We start from the raw sequence: 21,704 nt of genomic DNA, 5'->3' as shown, positions 1-21,704 counted from the left end.
GGCTCGTTTAACGTTTCACCCCGATGTAGGTGTTCGTTGCGGCGAGGGCTTGGCTGGCGTCGGGCGATAGGGATGTTACCCAATTTTCGTTGAGAAGTTTCTCGGGGTGGCAAATGAGGTCTCTCAGCTTTAGCTCGAGAAACTCTTTTCTCGTGTCTTCGGCGAGTCCTTGTGCGTATCTTTCAACGATCCACGTTAGTGACCAAATCGGTGATCCGTATTTAGGAACGAATTCTTCGATTGCTTGGACGTTGTAAGGCAGAAGGCTCCTTAAGCCATGGCGAGTCATGTTAAAATAGTGGCTGGGGTAGCCATGGAATGGTTGCATGAACGCTGCGTCTATCCAGATCTTTCCACCTGGTTTGAGGACGCGTTCCATTTCTCGAACTGCTTTTGCGGGGTCTTTAACATGTTCTAAAACTACAAGCGAAAGGACTAAATCGAAGGATTCGTCTTTGAAGGGAAGGGCTTCGCAGACGCCTCGTACGTCAGTTGATACGTATGGTTCTATCTCGAAATGAATGAGGTTTTTTTTGTGTGTCTCCCGATAACCTGCCCCGCAGTCGAGTATCCAGCCATCCTCGTTAACTTCATCGATCATTTTCCACATTTCGTCCGTGTAGGGGTGCGAGGAGGTTGCTGTGGAGGGGACGACACCTGCAAGTTCTTTAAGTGGTTGGTCGAGGAAGTCGTAGAGGGTGTCGGTTTTTTCGCTGTTTTCTATGCTTTTGAGAATTTTCGGGATCCTTTTCAGTTTTTCCTTTTTAATCAGCCAGGAAGGGTTCTCTTTGAGTTGAAACTGGAATGAGTCGGAATTTCCTTTGGAATCCGTGATCGCAATTGTTATTTCCGAGGTTCCACTGAATTCGGATGTTTCTGCTTCAAAGTGAAATCCGGATATGACGTTGTGGTGTGGATGCTCCTCGGCTGCATCCTTTCGAGTTGGTGTTTCGAAGCTTTCTACGTCGAAGCCGTTCCATTTTATGTCTTTGATGGTGCCGCTGCCAGCATACCAGCCAGAAAATGTTGTGCGCTCTCCGAATATTTGTATATTTGGGCTATCTAGATGTACCTTTGGTTTCTTCTTCTTACTGTTCCACATCAAAATGCTTTCGTTGGGGGAGGGGCCTGTTCTTCAGGGCGAGTTTACCGTCAATTAGCTGGAGGTTTGGATTTAGGAATGGATCCCTAGATTGGTCGTAACTCCTTTGAGAGTTAGGTTCGTCGTCAATTCTAATGTAAGATTCTTTGATTGGGTCGTTGGAGGTTAAGAGGATCGAGTGAGCGTCGGTGAGACATTGGTATCCTGATATTCTGGATTTTGTAAAGAAATCAAGGATGCTTCTATCGTTTGCGATTTTGGTATTGAATCCGGAGGTTTCCATCCAGACTGACTTTCGAAAGGCGAAGCCATAGGGGTCACAGAAGTTGTAGTTGCTAGGGAGGAAAGCTCTTTGGTAGTACCCATCGTCTGTGATGCTCAAGCCGTTGAACAGCCGTTCGATGAGGCTCTTGTTTGTCTCTACGAGTCCAACGCTGTACAGGCTGCCATCTTTTGTTATTATTTTTCCTGAAATAGAACCTATTTCTGGTCGGTGTGCTTGGGCGGATATTCTGAGTAGGTCTTCGATGGATGCCGGGACCGTGCTCTCTCGGAGGCTAATTATGATGGCGTCGCTGGGAGACTCTTCGCAGACTGTGTTCAGGGCTTCTGCTTGGGTTGGGGCGGGAAAGATGTTCGTTCGAAGTTTTGATTTGAAAGGGGCGAATAGAGAGGGCGTGACTGTTGTGTTGGGATTGTAGGAAAGAAATGGCTTGGTTAGTATGCACTTTTTCGATTTTTGGATGAGCTCGAATGAATCGGCTAGGAATGAGTAATCGTTTTCAAAGTGGAAGTGTAATGATATGGGGGTGGAACTGCTGGACGGGTGGGTGTGTTTCCAGTGCCCTGATTTTGTTTTCGTTATGCGGGGTGGGGTTTGAGGGGAACGGTAATAATGAGCTAGGCAATTCTGGTCTGATTTTTCTATGTAGGGCTTTGTGTCGAGAGAAAGTGCCGTAGAGCCTTCATGAACTCTCCAGTGGTATAGTACCTCAGGAATGTGTATGATATCTTTGGGGTCGATTATTTGGGAAGCTCGCAGTGCTAGGTCCCAGTCTTGGGATCCATCTGTTCCGCACCTTAGCCCTCCTAGCTCGTTTATTAGGCTTTTAGAGTATGTGCTAAGGTGTGAAATGTAATTTTGACCAAGCAGTAGGTTTGGGTTCCAGTTTGATTTGAAGTGGGGTGAGTGTCTATTATTGTTTTCGTCTATTTTGTCCTCGTCAGTGTAGAACAGTTTCCCGTTTGGGCTTCTGTTCACGTTGTCCACAATTCGCGCGAGCGCGTTTCTAGCGAGTGTGTCGTCGTGGTCTAGGAAGGAAATGAAGTCGCCTTGTGATAGGGTGATTGCGGAGTTAGTTGCCTTGCATATGTTTCCGTTTTGTTTTCTGAATAATACTTTTATTCTTTCGTCTGTCTCTGCGTATGACGTTAGCAGGCGTTTGGTTTCTACGTTTTGGGTTGCGTCATCTGCTATGCAGAGTTCCCAGTTTTTGTATGTCTGGGAGAGTACAGATTCGATCGTCTGCACGAGGAAGGGAATATGAGGATTGTATGTTGGAAGAACGATTGAGATTAACGGATTAAAGTGAGAGGTTTTATACGTTTCGGAAAATGCCTTTTCAAAGGCTTTATCTCGCGTTTTTTCCTCTTTAATCCACTCCTCATAGGTAATCGCCCTTTGGGGCTGGGGGGGCTTGCGTTCGGGTTCTGGTGTTTTTTTAGGGAGTGGTATGTTGAAATTTGGTCGTGCTGTGTATCGCAATGACTTGAAGGTTTTGATTAGTGTGTTGGCGAAGCGAGAGCGTGCGATCCGTGATGGTGCAAGGGGGTTGTTTCGGCTCGGAAATGTATCTGATTTTGCTTCTTTGATTACATCTGCGTAAAATTGCTCGAGTTTTTTTCCGTTCACTTCGAGGTTGAATTTTTCTTCTGAGAATCGCCTCCCGTTTGTTCCGATTCTCTTTCTAATCGTCGGATTCTGGATGAGGTACTCGATTTTTTCTGCTATTTCTTCTGGGGTGCTTTCGTTTAGAAGCAGGCAGGCGTTTGCTTGCTTAAGGGATGGGCCGATGTTTGTGTTTCCGGTTATTACGGCTTTTCCTGTCGCTAAAAATTCTGGGAGTTTACTCGGGAGTCTATATTTGTTGAATTCGTCATCCTTTCCTGGTTGTACGTGGAATGAAGCCCTGTTTAGGAGGGCGTTTAGTTCCTTTTTTGATAGAAATCCGAGATCGATGGATACTTCGTCTATGTTGAAAGGTAGGCTACTTTCGATAGCATTGCTGTTTGGGCCTGTTTTGGCTATTTTGATCGAATGCCCCTTGTTCTGTAGCTTCTTTATTGCTTTGTAGAGGTCGAGTATGTCGTTAAGGTTGCTTGCTGACACCCCTCCGGGGTATGCTATGATGAATTCGGATTCTGTGAAAAGAGCTTCTTCTTTAAGGCTTATGGTAGTGGCTTTAAAGGGACTGCTTGGGGCTAATCCTGGGAAGATCCTGCAAGACGGTTTGTTTGTGGGAAGGAATTCTTTTAGAGGGTCGATTATGTATGTGAACGCGTCCGCACTTCGCGTAAAGGCTTTGTAGTCTATAGGGTGCGAAAGTGACTCCTCCCATGCGACGTGTATATTGGTGAATGCAGCGTTTGAGAGATCAGCTATGTTCTTGCGATAGTGCTTTTCTAAGATAGCTTCCTCGTTGTCTTCGAAGTGTATTATTACGGGGGTGTTGGGGTAGGAGGATTTGTATTTGGATGTGAAGGTGTGCACGTTGATTCTGGGTGTCCATGCGTGCAGGATGTTGGCTGGGTTTCCGTCATGGAAGTGGAAGGGAGTTGCTAGAATGTCAGCGAAGGTGAAGGTCTTGAACCGCTTCTCTTCTAGGAAACGTAGGGTATCGTTTATTGATCTAACTGCTACAATGCAGTCATGGCCCTTTGAGGAGAGGTAGTTTGCGAACGGTCCGATGTGATTTAGGCTGTTCGTAGAGTAGTCTCCGTAGTTGGCAAAGAGTATGTTCACAGGTGCTAGGGGCTGTTGTGTAAATTTGTGAGCTGGGATTGTACCTTTCGATGAGAGCTTTAACCAAAAGGACTCGACTGTTTTGTTTAGCCTTTTGTTGTGTGTAGGATGCTGATGGTGAGGTCTTGGTCGGGCTTAATTTTGTTGAATTGACACTTCTTCGCTCATGAAATGATGCTCGCCACATGCCTTTGCTTTCTGTAATCATCCCTGTCTTTAATGAGGTTTCGACTTTAGCCTCGGTTGTCGCGGCGGTTCGAGGCTGTGGTATCGGAAACTTGGAACTGTTGGTTGTGGATGACTGCTCAAGTGATGGTACGCGAGAGCTTCTGGACGGGGAATTGGGAGATAAGATTGATGTGGTTGTTAAGCATGAGGTGAATCGGGGAAAGGGTGCTGCATTGCGAAGTGGCATTCAGGCGTCGAGTGGGACGTTTGTGGTGTTTCAGGATGCGGATTTGGAGTACGACCCTCGAGAATTGCGGAGCATGCTCGAGCTTTTAGAAAGTGGAGTTGCTGATGTGGTCTATGGTTCGCGGTTTATTCATCCGTCGATCAGGTCGGTTAGCCCGTTTTGGCACCGTTTTGTCAATAAGGGCCTTACTATGTATTCAAACTTTTTCACGGGTCTACAACTGACTGACATGGAAACGTGCTACAAGATGTTTCCCAAGGCGGTGCTCGACAAGATCGAGCTCACGGAGGACCGCTTCGGGGTGGAGCCGGAGATCACTGCGAAGGCGGCGGCGATGGATCTGCGATTTTTGGAGGTCCCGATCAGCTACGCGAGGCGTAGCTTTGAGGAGGGGAAGAAGATTGGAGCTCGGGACGGCTTTCGTGCCTTGTATGTGATTTCCAAGTACGCCTTCGTTTGATTGCAGAAGTCTTTGGCTACCAAAGGGAAATGGCTCTTAGGCGTTTGCGGTAAAGGCTGGCGATCCGCTCTTTGGAATAGAGCTCCTTGATCGTGGCTTGGGCGTGTTGCCCGAGGGTTGCGGCGTAGTCGGAGTCGGATACGAGCTTGTACATGTAGTTCGCGGCGTGCTCGGGGTCTGGGTCTGCCCAGATTTGCCCGACCTTGTAGGGACCGTGGTTTTTAGTCAGGGGGATGAGTTTGAAGTCTACGGGGCAGCCGTTGGTGGCGTTGACGAATTCGCTGGTGGCGGACCAGTTGGTGGAGACGACTGGCTTTCCGAGCAGCATGCTTTCGGCGACGGTGAGGCCGAAGCCTTCGGAGCGGTGGAGGGAGATGTAGCTGTCGCAGGCCTTCATGAGGCCGTAGGTCATTTCGCGGGAGAGGGTTTTGTCGATGAGGTAAATATTGGGGAGCCCGTCGAGGAGTTCGCGTAGGGCGCGGTAGGATTTGGGATTGTTGGCGGCGGAGTGGACTTTGATGACGAGGCCGACGTCATTGGCTCGGTCGCTGCCGGCGAAGGCCTGGCGGAATGCTTCGATCGCGGCTTTTGGGTTTTTGCGTTCTTGGTAGCTGTTGAGGTCGTAGGCGAAGGTGAAGAGGAACTTGTCGCGGGGCAGCTTGAGCTCTTGCCGGTAGTCGCGGTCTGGGATGGAGAAGTCGATGCAGTGGGGAATGGTGAGTACCGGTTCGGGGGATTTGATGGCGATGGAGTCGCGGACGAAGTTCGAAGGGGCCCAAATCTCGTCGAAGTAGCGCATGTATTGGGTCCATTGGTCGGGAAAGTCGGGGAGTTCCCAGGCCCAGTAAGCGATGTTGTACTTGTTTTTTCGGAAGTCGGCTCCGTGGTGGTGGTCGATGTCGGCGCTTTGGGGAGCGTCGATGTGGAAGATGTTTATGGGGTTGGGGTTGGAGTCGCTGAGTTCGTCGGCGTAGGTAAGGTCGCCTTGGGAGGCGAGGCAGTTGACCTTGAGGTCGACGAGGGAGTAGGGGAGTTGGCTGTGCTTGATGGCTTTGGCGGCGACGCGTGCGGATTCGCCGATTCCGAGTTCGGCCTTGAACCAGCCGACGAGGTTTACTCCCATGCGGGCGTGCTTGATGACGTAGTCGGTGTTGAGGGGGTTAGTGGGGTCCTTTTTGAAGTCGAAAACGTCTTCCCCGTTGAGGTGGATCCCGTGGATGGCGAGTCGCTTGTTGAGCTTTTGCTCGCGAAATCTTGCGAGGTAGTTGCGCAGGCGTTGGGGGATGTAGCTGGCTTTGGCGAGTTTGCGTCCGAGGAAGGCGAAGGCATTGCTGCGTTCGACTCCGAGGAGGGTGATCTCAAGTCGCGTTTTGTCGCAGGCTCGGGCGGGGAGGTTGTCGAAGTCGACCTTGAAGGGGCCGGGCTCGATGGGGTAGCGAGCGTTGATGGCGGCGTCGTTGACTTTGAGGGAAAGCCCGATCTTGCCGGAGTCTTCATGGCAGCTGGCTTCGTGGGCATGTCCGGAAATGCTGAGGGTCGTGACGAGGGTACCGCGGGGGATGCTGATGGATGCCGTTTCGCGTATCCAAGCCCCTGCATGCTCGGTGGCTTCGGCGTAGAGGCCTTTGCAGGTATATTGGTCGCGCAGCGGGGATCCGTGGCGCTGGCGTTCCTCCTTTTTGATCACCTCGTCGGGGATTCCGTCGAGGGTGGACTTCCAGTGGCGTTCGTTGCGCTCTTGTTCGCAGTAAGCGTGGTAGAGAGCTGGCTCGGCGGGACCTTTTTTGAGAGTGAGGTAGCGGGGAAGGGCTTCCTTAAGGAGTTGCCAGTCGATGGCCTTGGGATGTCGAGTCGCTGCGACTTGGGCGAGGTAGCGGTCCGGCCAGCTGGAGGCGGCGAGGTGCGCTAGCTCCTTGCCCCAGCGGCGTTGCAGGAGTCGCGAGTTCCATTCGTTGCTTTTGTTGGGTTCAGTTCGGGTGGCGCTGACGTGGTGGTCGACTATGCTGCGATTGGCTACGAGGATTTGATAGCCTAACTTTTTCAGTCGAAAGCATAGGTCAATATCCTCACCGCCGTTAAGGAACGCCTCGTCAAAACCGCCAATTTCATTGTAGAGGGCTCTTTTTATGGCACAGCAGGCTCCGGTGACGATTTTTGACCGAGTGTATTTGGGAGTCCAGAGTCGCGTTCTGTTCGGGCGTTTTACGTGGTTTGCTTTTCCTTTCGGGTCTACCGTTACCCCAGCGTGGTCGATCTTGCCGGTCGAGACGCTGTACTGCACGTTGCCGACGAGCCCGACCCGCTCCTCGGAATCCAAGCCGGCGAGGAGGGGCGGCAGCCAGCCGGGACGGAATTTTAGATCGTTGTTGGCCAGTACTAGAATTCGTCCGCGCGCGTGGGCGACGCCGAGGTTGTTGGCATGGGCAAAGCCTTGGTTGACTTTGTTTTCGACCAGTTTGACGCGGTCTCCTGCCAGTTGGCGAAGGCCTTGGGCGGTGGCTTCGTCGCTGCCGTCGTTGACGAGGATCACCTCATAGTCGACTCCCTTGACGGTGGCCTGCAGGGACGCGAGGCACTCTTGGGTCAGGTCGAGGTGGTTGTGGACTGGTACGACAAAGGAAACTTCCATCGGGAGGGCTTCTTACTGGAAGGCTGTTGGGGCTCAGTCGATTAGAAAAAGCGCGGCTTGGAGGTGTCAGTAGTGAGGCGGCTTTTCGTTGGCTGGCATGTCGTCGCCGTCGGAATTGGAGTCGGCCCGGGCCTTGAGGTTCTGAATCTCTTTGGCCAGCTTTCCGAGCTCCGCTTGCATCGCGTAGATGACGCGATCTTGCTCTTCGATGTGTCGTTCGAGGAAGGTTTGTTTTATTTGGAGATCTTGGATCTGTAAGTCGCTCATGTGGAATGGAAAGAGGGCTTGGGCTACCGGAATGCAGTCGAGATTGGCCTTAAACAAGACTGGATCGCAGCCGATAAGGGAATATGCGGTCCCCACTTCTATTTATGACCGCTTTTTCCGAAATAAACCTAAATGACTCAATCGGATTCTCCAGACTTCGAGTTCGACATATCGGACTTGGAAGTTGAGCGCGAGGAAAGCGCCGCTTCCAAGAGCGATAGCTCCATGTCTGGATCGAGCGACGAAGAGCTGAAGGGAATTGCTGAGCAAGTCGCTGGGGACGATGACGTTAAGCCTGATCCTCGGGCCGATTTTGATGAATCGGATCGGGAATTGGACGTATTTGAAATCGACGATTTGCCGAGTTCGGCGCCTCAAGTCGCGTCAGCTGCCAAGCCGACGGAAGCAGCTCGGGAGGAGCCGGAGGCGCAGCCGGTGCAGAAGGTGGAGCGCAAGCCCGAGCCGAGCTCGAGTCGGGTTTTGGGCGATGACGATCTAGGAGCCGACGTTTTCGCGGAAATCGAATCGGAATTGGGCGGCATGGGGCTCGATGACGTGATCGACGATTTGATGGAGGAAGTAGAGGACTACGAAGCTGGCGGTTTCGTGGATCTCGACGAAGACGAGGCCAGCGAGGTTTCGGCGAGTTCGGACGATTTGTTCAAGATGGCCGATCCGGACGATTCGCTTCGCAACTCCGTCGATCCGAACGCTATCGAAGGGGACGAACTGGAGGAAGCTCCTGCTTTTCCGAGCCCGCCCGCGGATTTTGAGATTCCGGCAGATCCGGAACCTCCTCGTGAACCTGCCCGTTCCGAAACGCCGGTTTCGGAGGCGCCTGTCCAGCCGCCGCCTGCTTCGCCTCGCGAACAGCCCGCAGCGAAGACGATTCCAGATTTTTCCGACGTTGAGATCCCTGCGGACCCAAGCCCAGCGGTTGCATCGCAGCCGGCGCCGCAACCAGCTCCGCAGGCTGGCACGGTGGTCGCGCCCGATGGTGAGCCTGAGGTTCCCGTTGTAGCTGAGGTTTTACCACAGGCGGAAGCGCCATCGACTGCGGAGGTTCCTGCGTCTCCGCCTTCGAAAAAATCCTCCGAAACGGCTGAGCCGAGCGAGGGGGCAACGATAGGCGCCTCGGGCCGTCAAGAAGCGGCGGGGGCAGAGCCTTCTGGGTCTTCTGGGGAATCGAAGCTCACGGTCGATCCTCAAGTGACTGCCGCGGTAGAATCGCCAGCGGATTCAGGGCCAGTCGATCGATTGGAGGAGTCGGTCGAGGAAGCCGAAGAGGTTGCTGCAGTAGCCGAAGAAAAGGCGATTGAGTCGCTGGATCAGGATTTGGGAGCCGTTGAACCTGCGGCTCCGGTCGAAGGGCGCGAGCAGGTTTTGTTTTCGGCTGAAGACGAGGAGGTTTTGCCGGACCCGTTGGTTGAGGGGCCTAGCGAGGAGCTTCTCGAAGATCCGATTTTGCAGAAGGATGAAGAGGCTTCGGCGTCTGCAGGCGGCGATGAGCTGATCGAAGAAGCCTTAGCGGAAGGGGTGGAAGATTCGGAATCCGACATCGAAGCAACTCCAGAGCTCGCTGCGCCCGAAGCGATGGAAGCTCCGGCTTTCGAGGAAGCCGAGGCCGAAGACGAGGAGGACTTGTCGGCTTTGTTAGGCGCGGTGGAGGAAGACCTTGCTGAAGAGGGCGACCTTTCCGCTAAGTTGGATGAAACGGAGAGCGCTGAAGCGGAGCAGTCTTCAGTCGCATCTCCGGAAGGTGCCGATGACGTTCCGGTCGTGGCGGGTGAAGCGGAAACGCCCGAAATCGAAGCCACCCTTGGCGACGACGAGGAAGACGAAGATTTGTCGGAGCTCTTGGCGTCGGTGGTCGAGGATGATCCCGAGGAGCAGGAGGAGCCGGAGCCCGCAGCCGAAGTTCCCGGGCTGGTGGAAGTAGAGGAGGAAGAAGTTCCCGGCCTGACGGAAATTCTAGAGGAAGAGCCTGCTGTGTCTGGCGGGGAAGAATCCGATGCACTCGAAACGGAGGCCCTCGTTTCCGATGAACCAGCAGCTGGAGCCGAATTTCCTGGTTTGGTCGAGGTCGACGAAGATCTGGATGAGGAAGATATTTCTAGTTTGATCGATGAGGCGAGCGAAGGGGAGGAATCGGACGCTGAGGCTCCGGCGAGTTCTCCGGGCTTGGACATCCTCGACGATGACGAGGAGGAGCTGGTCGAGCTGCCAGTGCCGGAGGTTCCGGCTTTGGTGGAAGTTGAGGAGGAGCCTGAGGCGGAGTCCGAAGAGGCGGCCGCGGCCAGCAGCGTTGTTAAATCCACGCCTTCCGCCGAAGATTTATTGATGCAAGCAGGCAGCTTGCTGAACGGAAATTCCGAAAAGCCGGCCGAAGGGGCCAGCGCCTTGCTCGATGTGCTCGAGGATGACGACGACGAGATCATCTCCATGCCTTCCCCGGACGAGATGATTGCGGATGCGGCAGGGGATGGTGACGAGGACGACGAGGTTGTCGCTTTGCCGGATCCTTCCTCGCTGATCACCGAAGACGGTGAAGCGGTCGCTGTTATCGAGGATGATGACGAAGAGGACGTTCCGGCTCCGGGCAATGTTGCCGATCGCGCGGGAGACTTGCCTCCCCCTCCACCTGCGCCGGTCGAGATCCTCGACGACGAGCCGCCGGAAGAGGACCGCAATGCGGCCGTGATTGCCGATGGACCCGATACCGGCTCCGAGGAGGTGGAAGATTCGGAGGAGGTGATCGAAGACCCCTTCGCAGGCGAGATCTCGCTAGATGATTTTAGCGAAGGCTTTGCCGAGCTTGATGTCGAGGAAGGCGCGGAAGACGGTGCCGAGGAGATCAGCGGCGAAGAGGTGATTGGCGCCGAGGATGGCGACGACGCGAAGGTGGCTGCGGCGAATGTCGTCGAAATGCCCAAGCGCAGCTTGCTTTGGCGGGTCACCCACTCGATGGCGGTGGCCGCCGGTTTGGTTTTGGTCGGGCTGGCAGGCGTGCTGGCGGTTTGGAAGCAGCAAATCGTCGAGTACTACGACGGTCGCGATATCGATGGTTCGGCCTTGTTGCTGGAGATCGAGGAGATCGGAAAACATGCCTTGAGCAAGTTTGACGAGCAGGGGCTCTATCGCATGCAGTGGGTGGACAGCGAAGTGAGGCGCGTCTCGGAAAACGAAATTCGCTTGCACGCGGTGGTGGGGGCTCGCTTGCGCGAGAACCTGTACCGTCCGGTGTTGGAGTCGCGACTCAAGGAGGAGAAGGGCTACGACGAAGAGAAGCTGATGGAATCGCTCGGTTACGCGCGGGATCATTTTCCGGAGGAGATCGGGCACTTTCCGGATCGTCCCTGGAATCGCCTTTACGAGATTTCGGCTAAGAAGGAGGAAGTGCTTCCTTTGCGGGTGACTTATGGTCTGCAGCGCGAGAGCGAGGCGGATGACTGGGCTCTCACACGGATCAAGGTGAGCGGCTACAAGGGCGACCTGGAGTGGCCGGAAGGCGATCCCAAGTACGCGTTTGGAGAGAATGCTTATGACATCCATTCGCCCGAGTTCGCCAAGGTCTACGAGGACTATTCGCTAGCGGCCCAGAACTACGTGGCCCGCATCGATCGGATGCGAGCGCGCGAGGAAGGCAACCTGTTGGCTCTCAAGCGAGAGAACGAGCGTCAGCGCGAACGGGTCAAAATGGCTTTGTCGGAAGGCGCCTTTTTTAATGGTCTTGCCATTCTCGGCGAGGATGCCGCCAACTCGCGGGACGTTCAGCTCGTGATCACGGAGGTCCGCAACGACGGCGGATTCGTTAAGGGAGTCGTGAAGCTCACTGGCGACAAGCAGTTGACGTCGAAGCATTTCGTGGGATCGCTCGAGTTCGAGAAGAGCATGAGCGGTCGCGAGCAAGGCTATCTGAGCTTGCGTACGGTTTCGATCGACGCGCCGACCACGGCCACCGCCGAATCGCCCTTTTTCGATGCCCACAACGTTTCGCGCATGCGCTTGCGAGCAGACGGGTTTCGCCTGGAGGGCGACTCTCGCGACCTCTCGTTTCGCCTCACCCGAAGCTTGTGAGCTGGAGTTAGGCCTCGGGCCGGCTTGGCATTTTTGAGGCTCGCCTTCGGCGGTCGGCTTGCCAGATGGTTCGCGTCCTATGAGTAACCCTGCACTACCTGAAGCCCTGCGAAACGCCCTGGCGGCGAAATGTGGCTCCATCGTATCGCAAACACTTCTTTGGCAACGTTCGCTGGAGAGCGCCCGGGCCTCGGGCGCTTCGGAAGCGTCGCTTCTGTTGTTGCTGGACGGCTTCAACAGTTCGCGGACCGTGGATGCGTTGGTCGTGGGCGTTTCCGATGAGGCGGGAGGAATCGATGGCTTTTTGGACCAGCTCAAGGAGCTGGTGGACGAGTCGGCCTTTGACCTACGAGCTTGGCTGAGCGCCTTCGAGAGCGTGGAGTCCCATCTGGCGACCAAGGGCAGGTGGGCGACTGCGAGTTCCATCTTGGGTTATCTCCAGTGCAGCGCTGAGTTTGGCGGCAGCTCGGAGAATCGTCAGTCCTTGCCGGAGATCGTGGATGGAATGCTGGAGCAGTACGGTTTCGAGGGGCAGGAAGGCTGCGGTACGGGCTTGTCTGGGTAGCGGCGAGTAGGGGCGTTTCGGCTAAGGCCTAGGGATGCGCTAGGCGCTGGGAACCACGCAATTGCCGAAATTCAGGGAGATTCTGCTGGATCGACGGCAGGAAGTTGAAAGGCGGGGAGCAATTTCGATGGAGGAAGGGTCACTCGTGCGATGCGGGAGCGTCGCTGCTCCGCAATCGAAACTTAGGCTAAGCTCATACCCGTCACCCAAATGAAAGTACCTTCAAACTTCCGATCTTCTCTTCTCGTTGCCGCAACTGCGGCTGCCTGCTCGCTTCAGCCAGTCGCTTACGGAGGAACCGGGGCGGAACCTTGTCCGGCGGTTAGCTTAAGCGAGAGCGATTGCGGCAAGTCGCGCTGCGTTATGGTTTTCGCGCGGGTAGGTGAGCGTTTCCGTTTCGAGCTTGCGGAAGCGGAAGGTGCTGGGCCGGTCTCGTGCGCAGTGGGCAAGGATGCGGAAGGGGAGAAGAGCTCCTTGCCGCTCGGCTTGGTTTTCAATGCGGAGGAGGCTAGGCTGGAGGGGGTGCCCTTGCGGGCTGGCTTTTACGAGTTTGTGGCGCTGCGGGAGCAGAGCGGTGCCATCCAGGAGCAGGTGGTGCTCATCGATATCCAAGGGCAAGCCTTCGCGAGCGGCGGCGTCGACTACGCCACCTATGTTTCGGGTGGGGTTCGCTAGGGGCGGTAGTGTCAATTTCGAGCGGACCCCGTTTTTCCGCAGGCCGCGGCGCGGGAGCTGCTAGCTCGGGGCAACGCTGTCTTTTTCGCTCCTTGCCGGAAGCCTTTCCGGCAAGGAGTTTTGCGTGTCCGTGTGGCGCTTTCGTTTTGAATGAAAAACGAACGTAACGAATTTATGAGTGGACAATTCCGCGAGTTGTATTAGGTTTGTTGTTACATGGGATCACCTGCCGGTTCTTCAAAGTTGAAGTCACGCAAGTCTGCCGTGAATCGCGTAAAGACGTATGTTTTGGATACAAACGTTTTGATTCATGATCCGCACTGCATCTTCAAATTCGACGACAACAATCTCGTTATTCCGATCGAAGTATTGGAAGAATTGGATTCTATCAAGATGGAGCAAAGCTCCGAGCGAGGCAGGAATGCTCGCCGGGTCCATCGAATGCTGAGGGAGCTGCTGCCGGATTCCCGGTCGATGGCTGAAGGCGTCACTCTTGATACAGGAGGAACCTTGTCGGTTGTAATTAATAAATACATACACGACTCCGCCAAGCAAGTGCCTGAGCGCTTCAAGCAGTTCAAGTCCTTGCTGGACTTCGAGAAGAAAGATAACCGCATCATCGCGGCAGCCCTTTTTGTGCAGGAGAATCTGCCGCCTCCGACCATCCTCGTTTCCAAGGATATAAACGTGCAGTTAAAGGCGAGGGCAGTTGGCTTGGAGTCGGAGGACTACCTGAACGACAAGGCACCGGAAGAGCCGGAGTTTCGATCTTACAAGAAAATTGAAGTATCGAAATATGAACTACAGCGCTTCGCTTCCGAAGGCGCTTTCGAGTTGGTCGACTACGAGGAAGGAAAACTTTTCGTAAACGAGTACGTGCTGTTGGTTTCCGAAGAAGGGAAGACCATTCCAGCTCGGCACTACGGGGATGGTGTATTGAGAAAGCTGATTCTTCCGGAGTACGTCAAAGCGCCGGGCGGCGTTCCGATTCGTCCGCGAAACCTGGAGCAACGCTTCTTTATGGATGCCTTGCTGGACGATACGATTTCCTTGATCACTTGTTATGGAAAGGCGGGTACGGGCAAGACCTTGCTCTCTACTGTTTGCGCGATTCACCAGGCCGTTTCGTCCTCGGATTGCAAATACGACGGGGTTTCTATTTCGCGTCCGGTGATCGGCGTCGGCAAGGAGATCGGGTTTCTTCCGGGCACGCTGGAGGAGAAGATGAATCCTTGGTTGCAGCCTTATTACGATGCCTTGGAAGTTTTGATTCCGAGCAGCGAGCCGAAGGATCCGCAGTTCGAAAACAAGCGCCAGCGGAACAAGATGAAGGACAAGGAAACCTCGGTTCCGGGCAAGGGGCCGCAGAAGCCCTACGAAAAGCTGTTGGACAGCGGCTTGGTCGAAATCGAGGCTCTTTGTTTCATACGCGGCCGTTCGATCTCGAATCGCTTTTTCATCCTCGACGAAGCGCAGCAGCTCACGCCGCACGAGGTAAAGACGGTGATCACTCGCATTTCGGAGGGATCGAAGATCGTGCTGATCGGCGACCCGGCCCAGATCGACAATCCCTATGTGGATTCGCGAAGCAACGGGCTGGTCTACTGTTCGAACCGGATGAAGGATCAAGGGATCGCCGCCCACGTGCAGCTTACCAAGGGCGAACGTTCGCTGCTGGCGGAACTGGCTGCCGACCTGCTCTAGATTTCCAACAAGGCCGTGACGCGGAGCTTCGGCTCGCGTGCGCGGCGGTAGGATCCTATCTTGCCTGGCCCTGCGCGATCGGGTCGCTCGATTCCCGAACTCGCTGTACTTTTTCTACGCTCCGCGCCGCTTCAGGCGTTGGAGCGTTTTCGCTTTCAGGGCGTTTACGGGGAGTTGGATCTTTTTGAGGACCTTTTTCTTCATGCGATCGGTGAAGAGGATACCGTTGAGGTGGTCGACTTCGTGTTGGATGCAGCGCCCGAGGAGTCCGTCGGCTTCGATCACGTGCGGGTTGCCTTCGATGTCCTGGTACTCGCAACGGATCGACTCGATGCGTTCCACGTCGCCGCGGATATTGGGAAAGGAGAGGCAGCCTTCTTCGTAGACGAGCGGCTCTGACTTGATGATCTCCACCTTGGGATTGCACATGCCGATGGGCATGAAGAGGTCGAGGGGAGGCTTGCCTCCGTCGAGCGTGTATTCGAAATCCGGATCGCAGCCAGTGAGGTCCACCACGCAGAATTGCTTGGCGAGTCCGACCTGTTGGGCGGCGAGTCCGATGCCCTCTGCTTCGTACATCGTGTCCACCATATCCTGGAAGAGGGTGCGCAGCTCTTCGTCGAACTCCGTAATTGGCTCGCCCGCTTGGTGCAGCACTTTATCTCCGTATTGAACTATTTGTAGTAGCATAGGTCTTCGTTTTTGACCTAACCAACACTTAGGCCAAATCTAGATCAATTTCTTTCTTCGCGCCCCTTAGCTGATGTCGAATCCCTCCAAACCTTTCCGTTCGCACGCTCTCGCCGGCAGTTTGCTGCTGTTGCTGGGCGTGTTGATTATTGGCGTCGGTTGGGTGGTCCCATCCCGCTTCAAGTCGGTGCCCTTCGGGGTGGTGAGGGAAGCGGGCCAGTCGGGGGAGAGCCTGTCGGAGCGAGGACGCGACCTTCTGCTGGATGGCAATTTCGGGGCGGCCCGCCTCGTGGCGGAGGCTTCGCAGGAGCTGGGAGAGGCCAAGGCGTCGCTGCTGCTTTCCCAAGTAAGCATGGAGCTGGAGGCGAATCCGCAACTGGCTCGCTGGGGGGCGTGGGATCCGTTTCTGGAGGCGGCCTTGAAGGACATTCCGCTGGATTCCTATTCTTCCGAGCCCGGCGTGCTAGGCATTTTGTTGGCGAAGCCCTGCCGTTCCTCGGTAGCTAACTTGCTGGGGAATTCCAAGAACCCGCTGGTTAAAGACCTCTTGGCGACCGGCGAGTTTACGACCTATCGCCGCTTGTTTCCGGTTTCCAGCACCTCTGGGCGACCCTTGGAAGTGACCCTCCTCGGACTGGGCCTTTTGGCGCAGGGAGACCATTTCACCGATTCGCTGCGCAGCGAGTTGCGAGGGCTAATCCTGGACGCCAAGGCCACGGGAAGCATCGGCTCGCTGGAGGATTTCTATCTCGATTCGCTTTCGCTGATGCGCGCCTTCGACTGGGGGCAGCTCAAGGAAGCCTTCGCCAAGCTGGAGTCAGCGGACGCCCTCAAGCGCTTGCGATTCCTGCTCCACCGCAAGAGCGGGCAGAAGGCTCTCGTTTTTGCCATGAGCCTCAATGCTCCGGAACTCGGCGACCTTTTTTCCTATTTGGAGGACTTTGGCGATCTCGGCTTCGAGCGCCTGCAGTCTGCGCTCGGGACGGGCGTGGAAGGCTACGAGCTCGCGTTGCGGGAGCAGCTGCCGATCGAAGACGAAGCCCTCGAAGATTCGGGATCCGTGGTTTCCAAGATCCAAGTCGCGCTTTCCCCCTTCAGCTTGCGGAACCCGCAGCTGTCCTTGGGGATCAAGTACAGTTCGTTTTTCATCGGCTCCTTCGTGGCGCTATGGGGAGTCAGCCTGTTTGGCCGCTTTTACCGGGAAACCGTTTCGCCGGCGCTCGCCTTCACGCAGCGATTCTTCGGGGCGACCGCTTCGGTGCTGATCTTCGCCGTCTTGAGCGAGCCCTACCTCTCGGCCTCCGGTTCCTTCGAAGGTTATAACTTCAGCTTTGTCATGCCCGTCCTGACCCAGGTCGCCGGCGAAATTCAAATAGTCGAAACTACGTCTACCACATCTATGCAACCAGCAACCTTACTCTCCATCGCCTTCTTCTTCCTGCTCCAGGCATTGGTCTTCCTCATTTGCATGCTTAAGGTGCGCGAGATCGAAAAGCGCGAACTCGATCCGCTCGTTAAGCTCAAGCTCATGGAGAACGAGGAAAACCTCTTCGACAGCGGCCTCTACGTCGGCATCGCGGGCACCTGTATCGCCCTCGTCATGCAGGTGATCAACCTCGTCGACCACAACCTGCTGGCTGCCTATTCTTCCAACCTGTTTGGCATTCTCTGCGTAGCCATCGTCAAGATACGGCTGGTACGCCCCTACAAGACCAAGCTCATCATGGCTAGCGAGGAGCAGATCGTGAGCCTCTCGCAAAAGTCGTAAACGCGCCCAACCGCGAACGCGATGAACAAGACCTTACTACTCATACTCTGCGACTTCCTGCTGCTGACCATCCTTTCCATGTGGAAGACGGAAGAGGAAGCGCCGCCTCCCTCCGAAGCGCCGAGCTCGGAGGCGGAAAGCGTGAACGTTTCGGCCATGGCCATGATGGAGCAGGACCTGCTCGACACCTTGAAGTATTCGCTCGAGGAAGAGCAGGCCGAACGCAACGAGTTGACGGAGGACTTGGAAGCGAAGGCTGAGGCGCTGGCCAAGCGCGAGCAGGAGCTTGCGGAGCGTCAGGAGCGTATCCAAAACTTGGAGGAAACGCTTACCGAAGCCGAGCGACGCGAACGTGAGCTCGCCGCAGCTCGGGCCAAGCTGGAGCAAGAAACCCAAGAGCTGGAGAACCAGGTTTCCTCGGTGCGCAACGAGTTTAGCAGCGTGAGCCAGAAGCTCGCCGAAACGCAGAAGGAAGCTTTGGAGAACCAGGCCCAGTCCCGCATGCTGCAGGAGGAGCTCGAAAAGAAGCTCGCAGACATCGCCGCCAAGGAAGCGGCCTTGGAGAAGAGGAATCGCGAGCTCGCCGCGACTCAACAAAAGGTGCAGGAGCTCGACGTGCAGGTACGCATGAAGGAGCAGGAGAACAGCTTCTTGCAAAACTCCGTTAGCAGCTTGAAGAACGAAGTGGTTGCCGAGCGCGAGGAGCGCCTGAAGCTGCAGGAGCAATCTTCCGTGCTGGCTCAAGGCGTGAGCGAATTGGCTGCGAGCTCTCAGGACCTACGGCAGGAGTTGCGGTCCAGTTTCGAGATCAATGCTAATCAGTTATTCAGTGACTTTAAGAACAACCAGATTCGAGCTGACTTTTCTGCGGTCGAGCTTTTCCGTAACCGTTACGTGAATACGGAAGAGTCCACCTCCACGGTTTTGGTGAGCGACGGAACGAACATCTATGCCATCGCCCACTTGGAAAGCCTTCCCTTTGGCTTGAGGACGGTGGCCGATACGGTTCGCCAAATGAAGCTGGTTCTAGGCCGACAAGGGGAAAAGGTGAGTTCGGATTTGATGCAGTTCCTCGCCCTCGATCCCCGCATCGTCGTGATTCCCTTGAGCCAAGAGGAGGCGGCTCGTCTCGGCGGCAAACCGTACTTGACTGCGATCGAGCCATTCAAATTTGCGGAAGCGGTTTTGGTGAATCGTCAAGGTGACTACTATGGCGAGGTCGAGTTTAAGCTCGATGCGGATACGCCAGGTTTCGTGAAGATGCAGACCAAAATTTTCAGTTCGATCTTCGGCGAATTTTCGCCTTCGACCGGCGATTTGGTCCTGTCCAAGACAGGCGAACTGTTGGGCGTGATGGTGAATCGACGCTACTGCGCCTTGGTGAATAATTTCGTACCGGTAGCCACTTTGGATTTGAGCGGGCGGCTGGATACGGGCGAACTCCAGAAAACGCTCCGACTGCTCAACGGCACGCTGAACGGATTTCCGAGACCGTTGCAGTAGCGACGTCGCCGGCTCGAAGAGGCGGCTATCCTTTTCGTAGGACTTGGCTGAATACGAGCCCGCGCAAGCATTCCTTGCGGGCGACTGGCTCGAAGTCGTCGCTCCAGCTTACTGCTGGAAGCCGGCGGGTTGTCAGTCCGGCGCTGAGCCGGAAGCAAAGGTAGAGCAGTTGGACCACGCGAGTTTGCCAGGGGGTGTTTGCCTGGAAGTCGCTGTAGGCAAGCAGTCCGCCGGGCCTGAGGCTGGCTTCGAGCTGGGGCAGCAGTCTGTCGATGGCATCTTGGGAAAAGCAATCGAGGCAGAAGTGCAGCCCCACAAAGTCGTAGGCGTTCGTTGGATACGGGTGGTCGAGAGCGTCGCAGGCGTGAGATCGCAGTCGATCGCTGCGTACGCCAGCCCGCCTGCGAGCGACTTCGAGCATGCGGGGGCTGATGTCGACGCTGTCTATTTCGATTCCTGTGTTATGCTGTAGCAGTTCGGAGGAGAAACGACCGTCGCCGTCGCCGATGAGCAGGCCGCGTTTGCAGTTGCTGAGATAGGGCAGGCAGAAGCGGCGAATCTCCTGGAGCCGCCCCGCGAAGCTGAGCCGCTCCAGCGGTTCGTAAATTCTAGCGAGCGAGTCGAAGCCGTTCACAGAAGGAATAGGATGGGCCAGGGGCTGAGCAGGCAAAGGTCGGCGGCCGTGCGCAGGGTCGCGGAGTCGATTCGGTGGCGAAAAAGATGCAGGAGCAGAATCGCGCCTTGGGCCAGGAGGCTTGCGGCAGCCACGGAGGAGTCGCGTGTCCAAAGCGTGAATACGGCTAGCGTCGCGACGGCGGTTGCGAAGAGGGTGGCTTGGAATGCTGCGTTCGTTTCGCCGGCGTGCGTCCAGGAGCGGATGTAAAGGCAGTTGCTGGAGAAGAGGAGCCAAACGCAAGCTCTCGCGAGGTAAGGGATGGAGTCGATCGGGATGAAGAGCAGGGAGCTGGCGAGCACCAGCAGCGCGGTAAAGATGGCCTTGAGCAAGGGGTAGTGTTTGAGCTTCCGTCCTTTTTGGGCGAAGAGGGTGTAGGCGAGCGAGAGTCCCACCAGGACGAAGCCGTGGGCCAGCTCTGGCGCGGTGAGGCAGGCGAAGGCGAGGCTTACGGCCGTGACGAGGACGCCGAGCCAAACCGCGAGGATCTGGCGGCTGTGCAAGGCGTAGAAGCGGTGCTGCTCGCTCGCGGGGCGGTCTCGCTTCAGGTTGTCGCACCAGCGGTCGGCCGCGTATCCGAGCCAGACCGACAGGAATACGATGAGCGAATGGTGCCAGGACAAGCGAGTTCCGTGTTCCCTCGCGAAGAGGGCCTGCCAGCTGACGGCGACGAGGGGAGCGTCGAGCGAAAGGAAGGTGAGCCATTTGAGTCGTGCCAGCATGGATGCCGGCCTATGAAAGGGAATTGGGCAGGGCAGGCGAGCGAGATTCGGACAACCGTCGAAATTTGCCCGGGCCGCGTTTCCGACTGGCAAAGCGTGGGCGCCTGCTCAGGAATGAAGGCATGCCGCTTGAGCAGTCCCAAACCCGTTCGAATCGGCCCGACGTCTTGGTCGTCCTGACCTCGCAATGGCGGGCTTCCGCCTTCGGCTTTGCCGGCGACCCCAATGCTCGCACGCCCTGCCTCGATCGATTGGCTGCCCGCTCGCTCTGGGTAAAGCAGGCGGTGACGCCGCACCCGTTCGGCGTTTTTGCCCGGGCCGCGTTTTTGACTGGAACGCGCTCTCCGGCGAACGGCTTGAGAGATTATTACGATACCTTGCCCGCCGATGCCCGCACCTTGGCCCATGCCTTTGGCGAGGCGGGCTACGATACGGCGTTTTTCGGCAAGTGGCAGCTCTTCGAGCGGAACCCGGCGGATCCGGTGGTGGGCGAGCCCCATGCTCGGGTGGTGGTGCCGAAGGAACGGCGCGGCGGTTTCGGCTATTGGGAGGGCTTCGAGTCCGGCTTTTTGTTGAACGATCCTCTTTTGCATGGAAGCGAATTGCCGGAGCCGACTCGATTCGAAGGCTACCAAAGCGACGTGCTGGTAGAGCGCTTTCTGCGGTTTCGAGAGGAGCGGAATTCGCAGCGGCCGCTTTTCGCGGTCTTGAGCTTGGATGCTCCCCATCCGCCCTATGCCGCGGACGCCTCGGGAATCACGGCCCCGAGTCCGGAAGCGCTGCGCCTGCTGGCGGGCACGACGGAAGACCCGGAGGACAGGGCTACGGCCCGTCGCGAGCTGGCAGGTTACTACGCTCACATCGAGGCGACCGATCGGGCTATCGGGCGTTTGGAACGAGCGGGCGCTTTGGAGGGCGGGCTCTTCGCTTTCAGTTCCGTGCATGGAGATATGCACGGGGTGGACGGCAAGTTTCGCAAGGGCTGGCCCCACGAGGAGGCGGTGCGGGTGCCCTTGCTGATTTCCGGTTGCGGCCGGCGCGGCGTGGACGAGGGCTTGCTCATGAGCCTAGTGGATTTGGGGCCGAGCTTGCTGGCGTTGGCCGGAGCCGGCGGCGGTTGCGGCGAGGATGGTATGGACCTTTCCGGGGCCCTCTCAGGCGCGGAGTCGGGGCCTGCCCAGCAGGAGATTTCGATGCCGAGCGTGCCTCCCTTCGCCAAGCAATGCCCTTACGTTTGGTCGGCTAATCGCGTCGCCGAGCGTACGGAAGTGTTTCCCGAGTCCGGCGAAAGCTTCACGCTCGAGCACGCTGGAAACTGGGAATTCGAGGCCTAGGCAATTTCTGCCCTCGGCTGATTTCGCTTCGGCTTTAGAACTTATTCTAAATTTTAAGTCGTTGATTGTGAATTGCTAAGCCTTTCAATTTTTCGTGT

The 21,704-nt window shown here is 56.1% G+C and carries 15 protein-coding genes; 8 read left to right on the top strand and 7 right to left on the bottom strand.

Going from position 1 to position 21,704, the window contains the following annotated elements; translation table 11 throughout:
- Nucleotides 1-7 precede the first annotated feature (7 nt).
- Nucleotides 8-1,102 carry a methyltransferase domain-containing protein gene (locus QEH57_RS16915; RefSeq protein ID WP_309007950.1) on the bottom strand — a complete coding sequence of 365 codons (1,095 nt, stop codon included), beginning with the start codon at nucleotides 1,100-1,102 and terminating at the stop codon, nucleotides 8-10.
- Nucleotides 1,089-4,124, bottom strand: coding sequence for a glycosyltransferase (locus QEH57_RS16910; protein WP_309007949.1), 3,036 nt, complete (start codon nucleotides 4,122-4,124; stop codon nucleotides 1,089-1,091). Before QEH57_RS16910 ends, QEH57_RS16915 begins: the two co-directional genes overlap by 14 nt.
- 185 nt (nucleotides 4,125-4,309) lie before the next feature.
- Between QEH57_RS16910 and QEH57_RS16905 the strand changes: the two genes are divergently transcribed.
- Nucleotides 4,310-4,999 carry a glycosyltransferase family 2 protein gene (locus QEH57_RS16905; RefSeq protein WP_309007948.1) on the top strand — a complete coding sequence of 230 codons (690 nt, stop codon included), beginning with the start codon at nucleotides 4,310-4,312 and terminating at the stop codon, nucleotides 4,997-4,999.
- A 16-nt stretch (nucleotides 5,000-5,015) separates the two neighbouring features.
- On the opposite strand, the gene QEH57_RS16900 is transcribed toward QEH57_RS16905, so the two are convergent.
- Both QEH57_RS16900 and QEH57_RS16895 read right to left on the bottom strand, forming a co-directional pair.
- On the bottom strand, nucleotides 5,016-7,628 hold the full coding sequence (locus QEH57_RS16900) for a glycosyltransferase (protein WP_309007947.1): 2,613 nt from the start codon (nucleotides 7,626-7,628) through the stop codon (nucleotides 5,016-5,018).
- A 66-nt stretch (nucleotides 7,629-7,694) separates the two neighbouring features.
- Complete coding sequence (locus tag QEH57_RS16895) at nucleotides 7,695-7,991, bottom strand: SlyX family protein (RefSeq protein WP_309007946.1); 297 nt, start codon at nucleotides 7,989-7,991, stop codon at nucleotides 7,695-7,697.
- Between the two features lie 36 nt (nucleotides 7,992-8,027).
- On the opposite strand from QEH57_RS16895, the gene QEH57_RS16890 reads away from it, so the two are divergent.
- The 4 genes from QEH57_RS16890 (at nucleotide 8,028) to QEH57_RS16875 (ending at nucleotide 14,916) form a co-directional block, all read left to right on the top strand.
- The gene (locus QEH57_RS16890) at nucleotides 8,028-11,972 is read left to right on the top strand and encodes a hypothetical protein (protein ID WP_309007945.1); all 3,945 of its coding nucleotides are present in this window, start codon (nucleotides 8,028-8,030) and stop codon (nucleotides 11,970-11,972) included.
- A 79-nt stretch (nucleotides 11,973-12,051) separates the two neighbouring features.
- Nucleotides 12,052-12,537 carry a hypothetical protein gene (locus tag QEH57_RS16885; RefSeq protein ID WP_309007944.1) on the top strand — a complete coding sequence of 162 codons (486 nt, stop codon included), beginning with the start codon at nucleotides 12,052-12,054 and terminating at the stop codon, nucleotides 12,535-12,537.
- Nucleotides 12,538-12,747: 210 nt separating this feature from the next.
- Nucleotides 12,748-13,212, top strand: a complete 465-nt coding sequence (locus QEH57_RS16880) for a hypothetical protein (protein WP_309007943.1) — start codon at nucleotides 12,748-12,750, stop codon at nucleotides 13,210-13,212.
- Between the two features lie 264 nt (nucleotides 13,213-13,476).
- Nucleotides 13,477-14,916, top strand: coding sequence for a PhoH family protein (locus QEH57_RS16875; protein WP_309007942.1), 1,440 nt, complete (start codon nucleotides 13,477-13,479; stop codon nucleotides 14,914-14,916).
- Nucleotides 14,917-15,030: 114 nt separating this feature from the next.
- Here QEH57_RS16875 and def read toward each other — a convergent pair whose 3' ends face one another.
- Entirely contained in the window at nucleotides 15,031-15,606 is a 576-nt protein-coding gene (gene def, locus QEH57_RS16870; RefSeq protein ID WP_309007941.1) for a peptide deformylase, read from the bottom strand.
- 73 nt (nucleotides 15,607-15,679) lie between these two features.
- On the opposite strand from def, the gene QEH57_RS16865 reads away from it, so the two are divergent.
- Nucleotides 15,680-17,374: a hypothetical protein gene (locus QEH57_RS16865; RefSeq protein WP_309007940.1), complete on the top strand. Its 1,695-nt coding sequence runs from the start codon at nucleotides 15,680-15,682 to the stop codon at nucleotides 17,372-17,374.
- A 21-nt stretch (nucleotides 17,375-17,395) separates the two neighbouring features.
- A complete protein-coding gene (locus QEH57_RS16860) occupies nucleotides 17,396-18,877 on the top strand; it encodes a hypothetical protein (RefSeq protein WP_309007939.1) in 1,482 nt (493 codons plus the stop codon).
- Between the two features lie 25 nt (nucleotides 18,878-18,902).
- Here QEH57_RS16860 and QEH57_RS16855 read toward each other — a convergent pair whose 3' ends face one another.
- Both QEH57_RS16855 and QEH57_RS16850 read right to left on the bottom strand, forming a co-directional pair.
- Nucleotides 18,903-19,511 carry a class I SAM-dependent methyltransferase gene (locus QEH57_RS16855; RefSeq protein WP_309007938.1) on the bottom strand — a complete coding sequence of 203 codons (609 nt, stop codon included), beginning with the start codon at nucleotides 19,509-19,511 and terminating at the stop codon, nucleotides 18,903-18,905.
- Nucleotides 19,508-20,272: a hypothetical protein gene (locus QEH57_RS16850; RefSeq protein ID WP_309007937.1), complete on the bottom strand. Its 765-nt coding sequence runs from the start codon at nucleotides 20,270-20,272 to the stop codon at nucleotides 19,508-19,510. Before QEH57_RS16850 ends, QEH57_RS16855 begins: the two co-directional genes overlap by 4 nt.
- A gap of 122 nt (nucleotides 20,273-20,394) precedes the next feature.
- Between QEH57_RS16850 and QEH57_RS16845 the strand changes: the two genes are divergently transcribed.
- The gene (locus tag QEH57_RS16845) at nucleotides 20,395-21,606 is read left to right on the top strand and encodes a sulfatase-like hydrolase/transferase (RefSeq protein ID WP_309007936.1); all 1,212 of its coding nucleotides are present in this window, start codon (nucleotides 20,395-20,397) and stop codon (nucleotides 21,604-21,606) included.
- The last annotated feature ends 98 nt before the right edge of the window (nucleotides 21,607-21,704 follow it).

Source organism: Pelagicoccus sp. SDUM812005 (genome assembly GCF_031127875.1).
In the GTDB taxonomy this organism is placed as follows: Bacteria; Verrucomicrobiota; Verrucomicrobiia; order Opitutales; family Opitutaceae; genus Pelagicoccus.
Note: the sequence above shows the minus strand (reverse complement) of the source record. Positions and strands in the feature narration are given on the sequence as shown.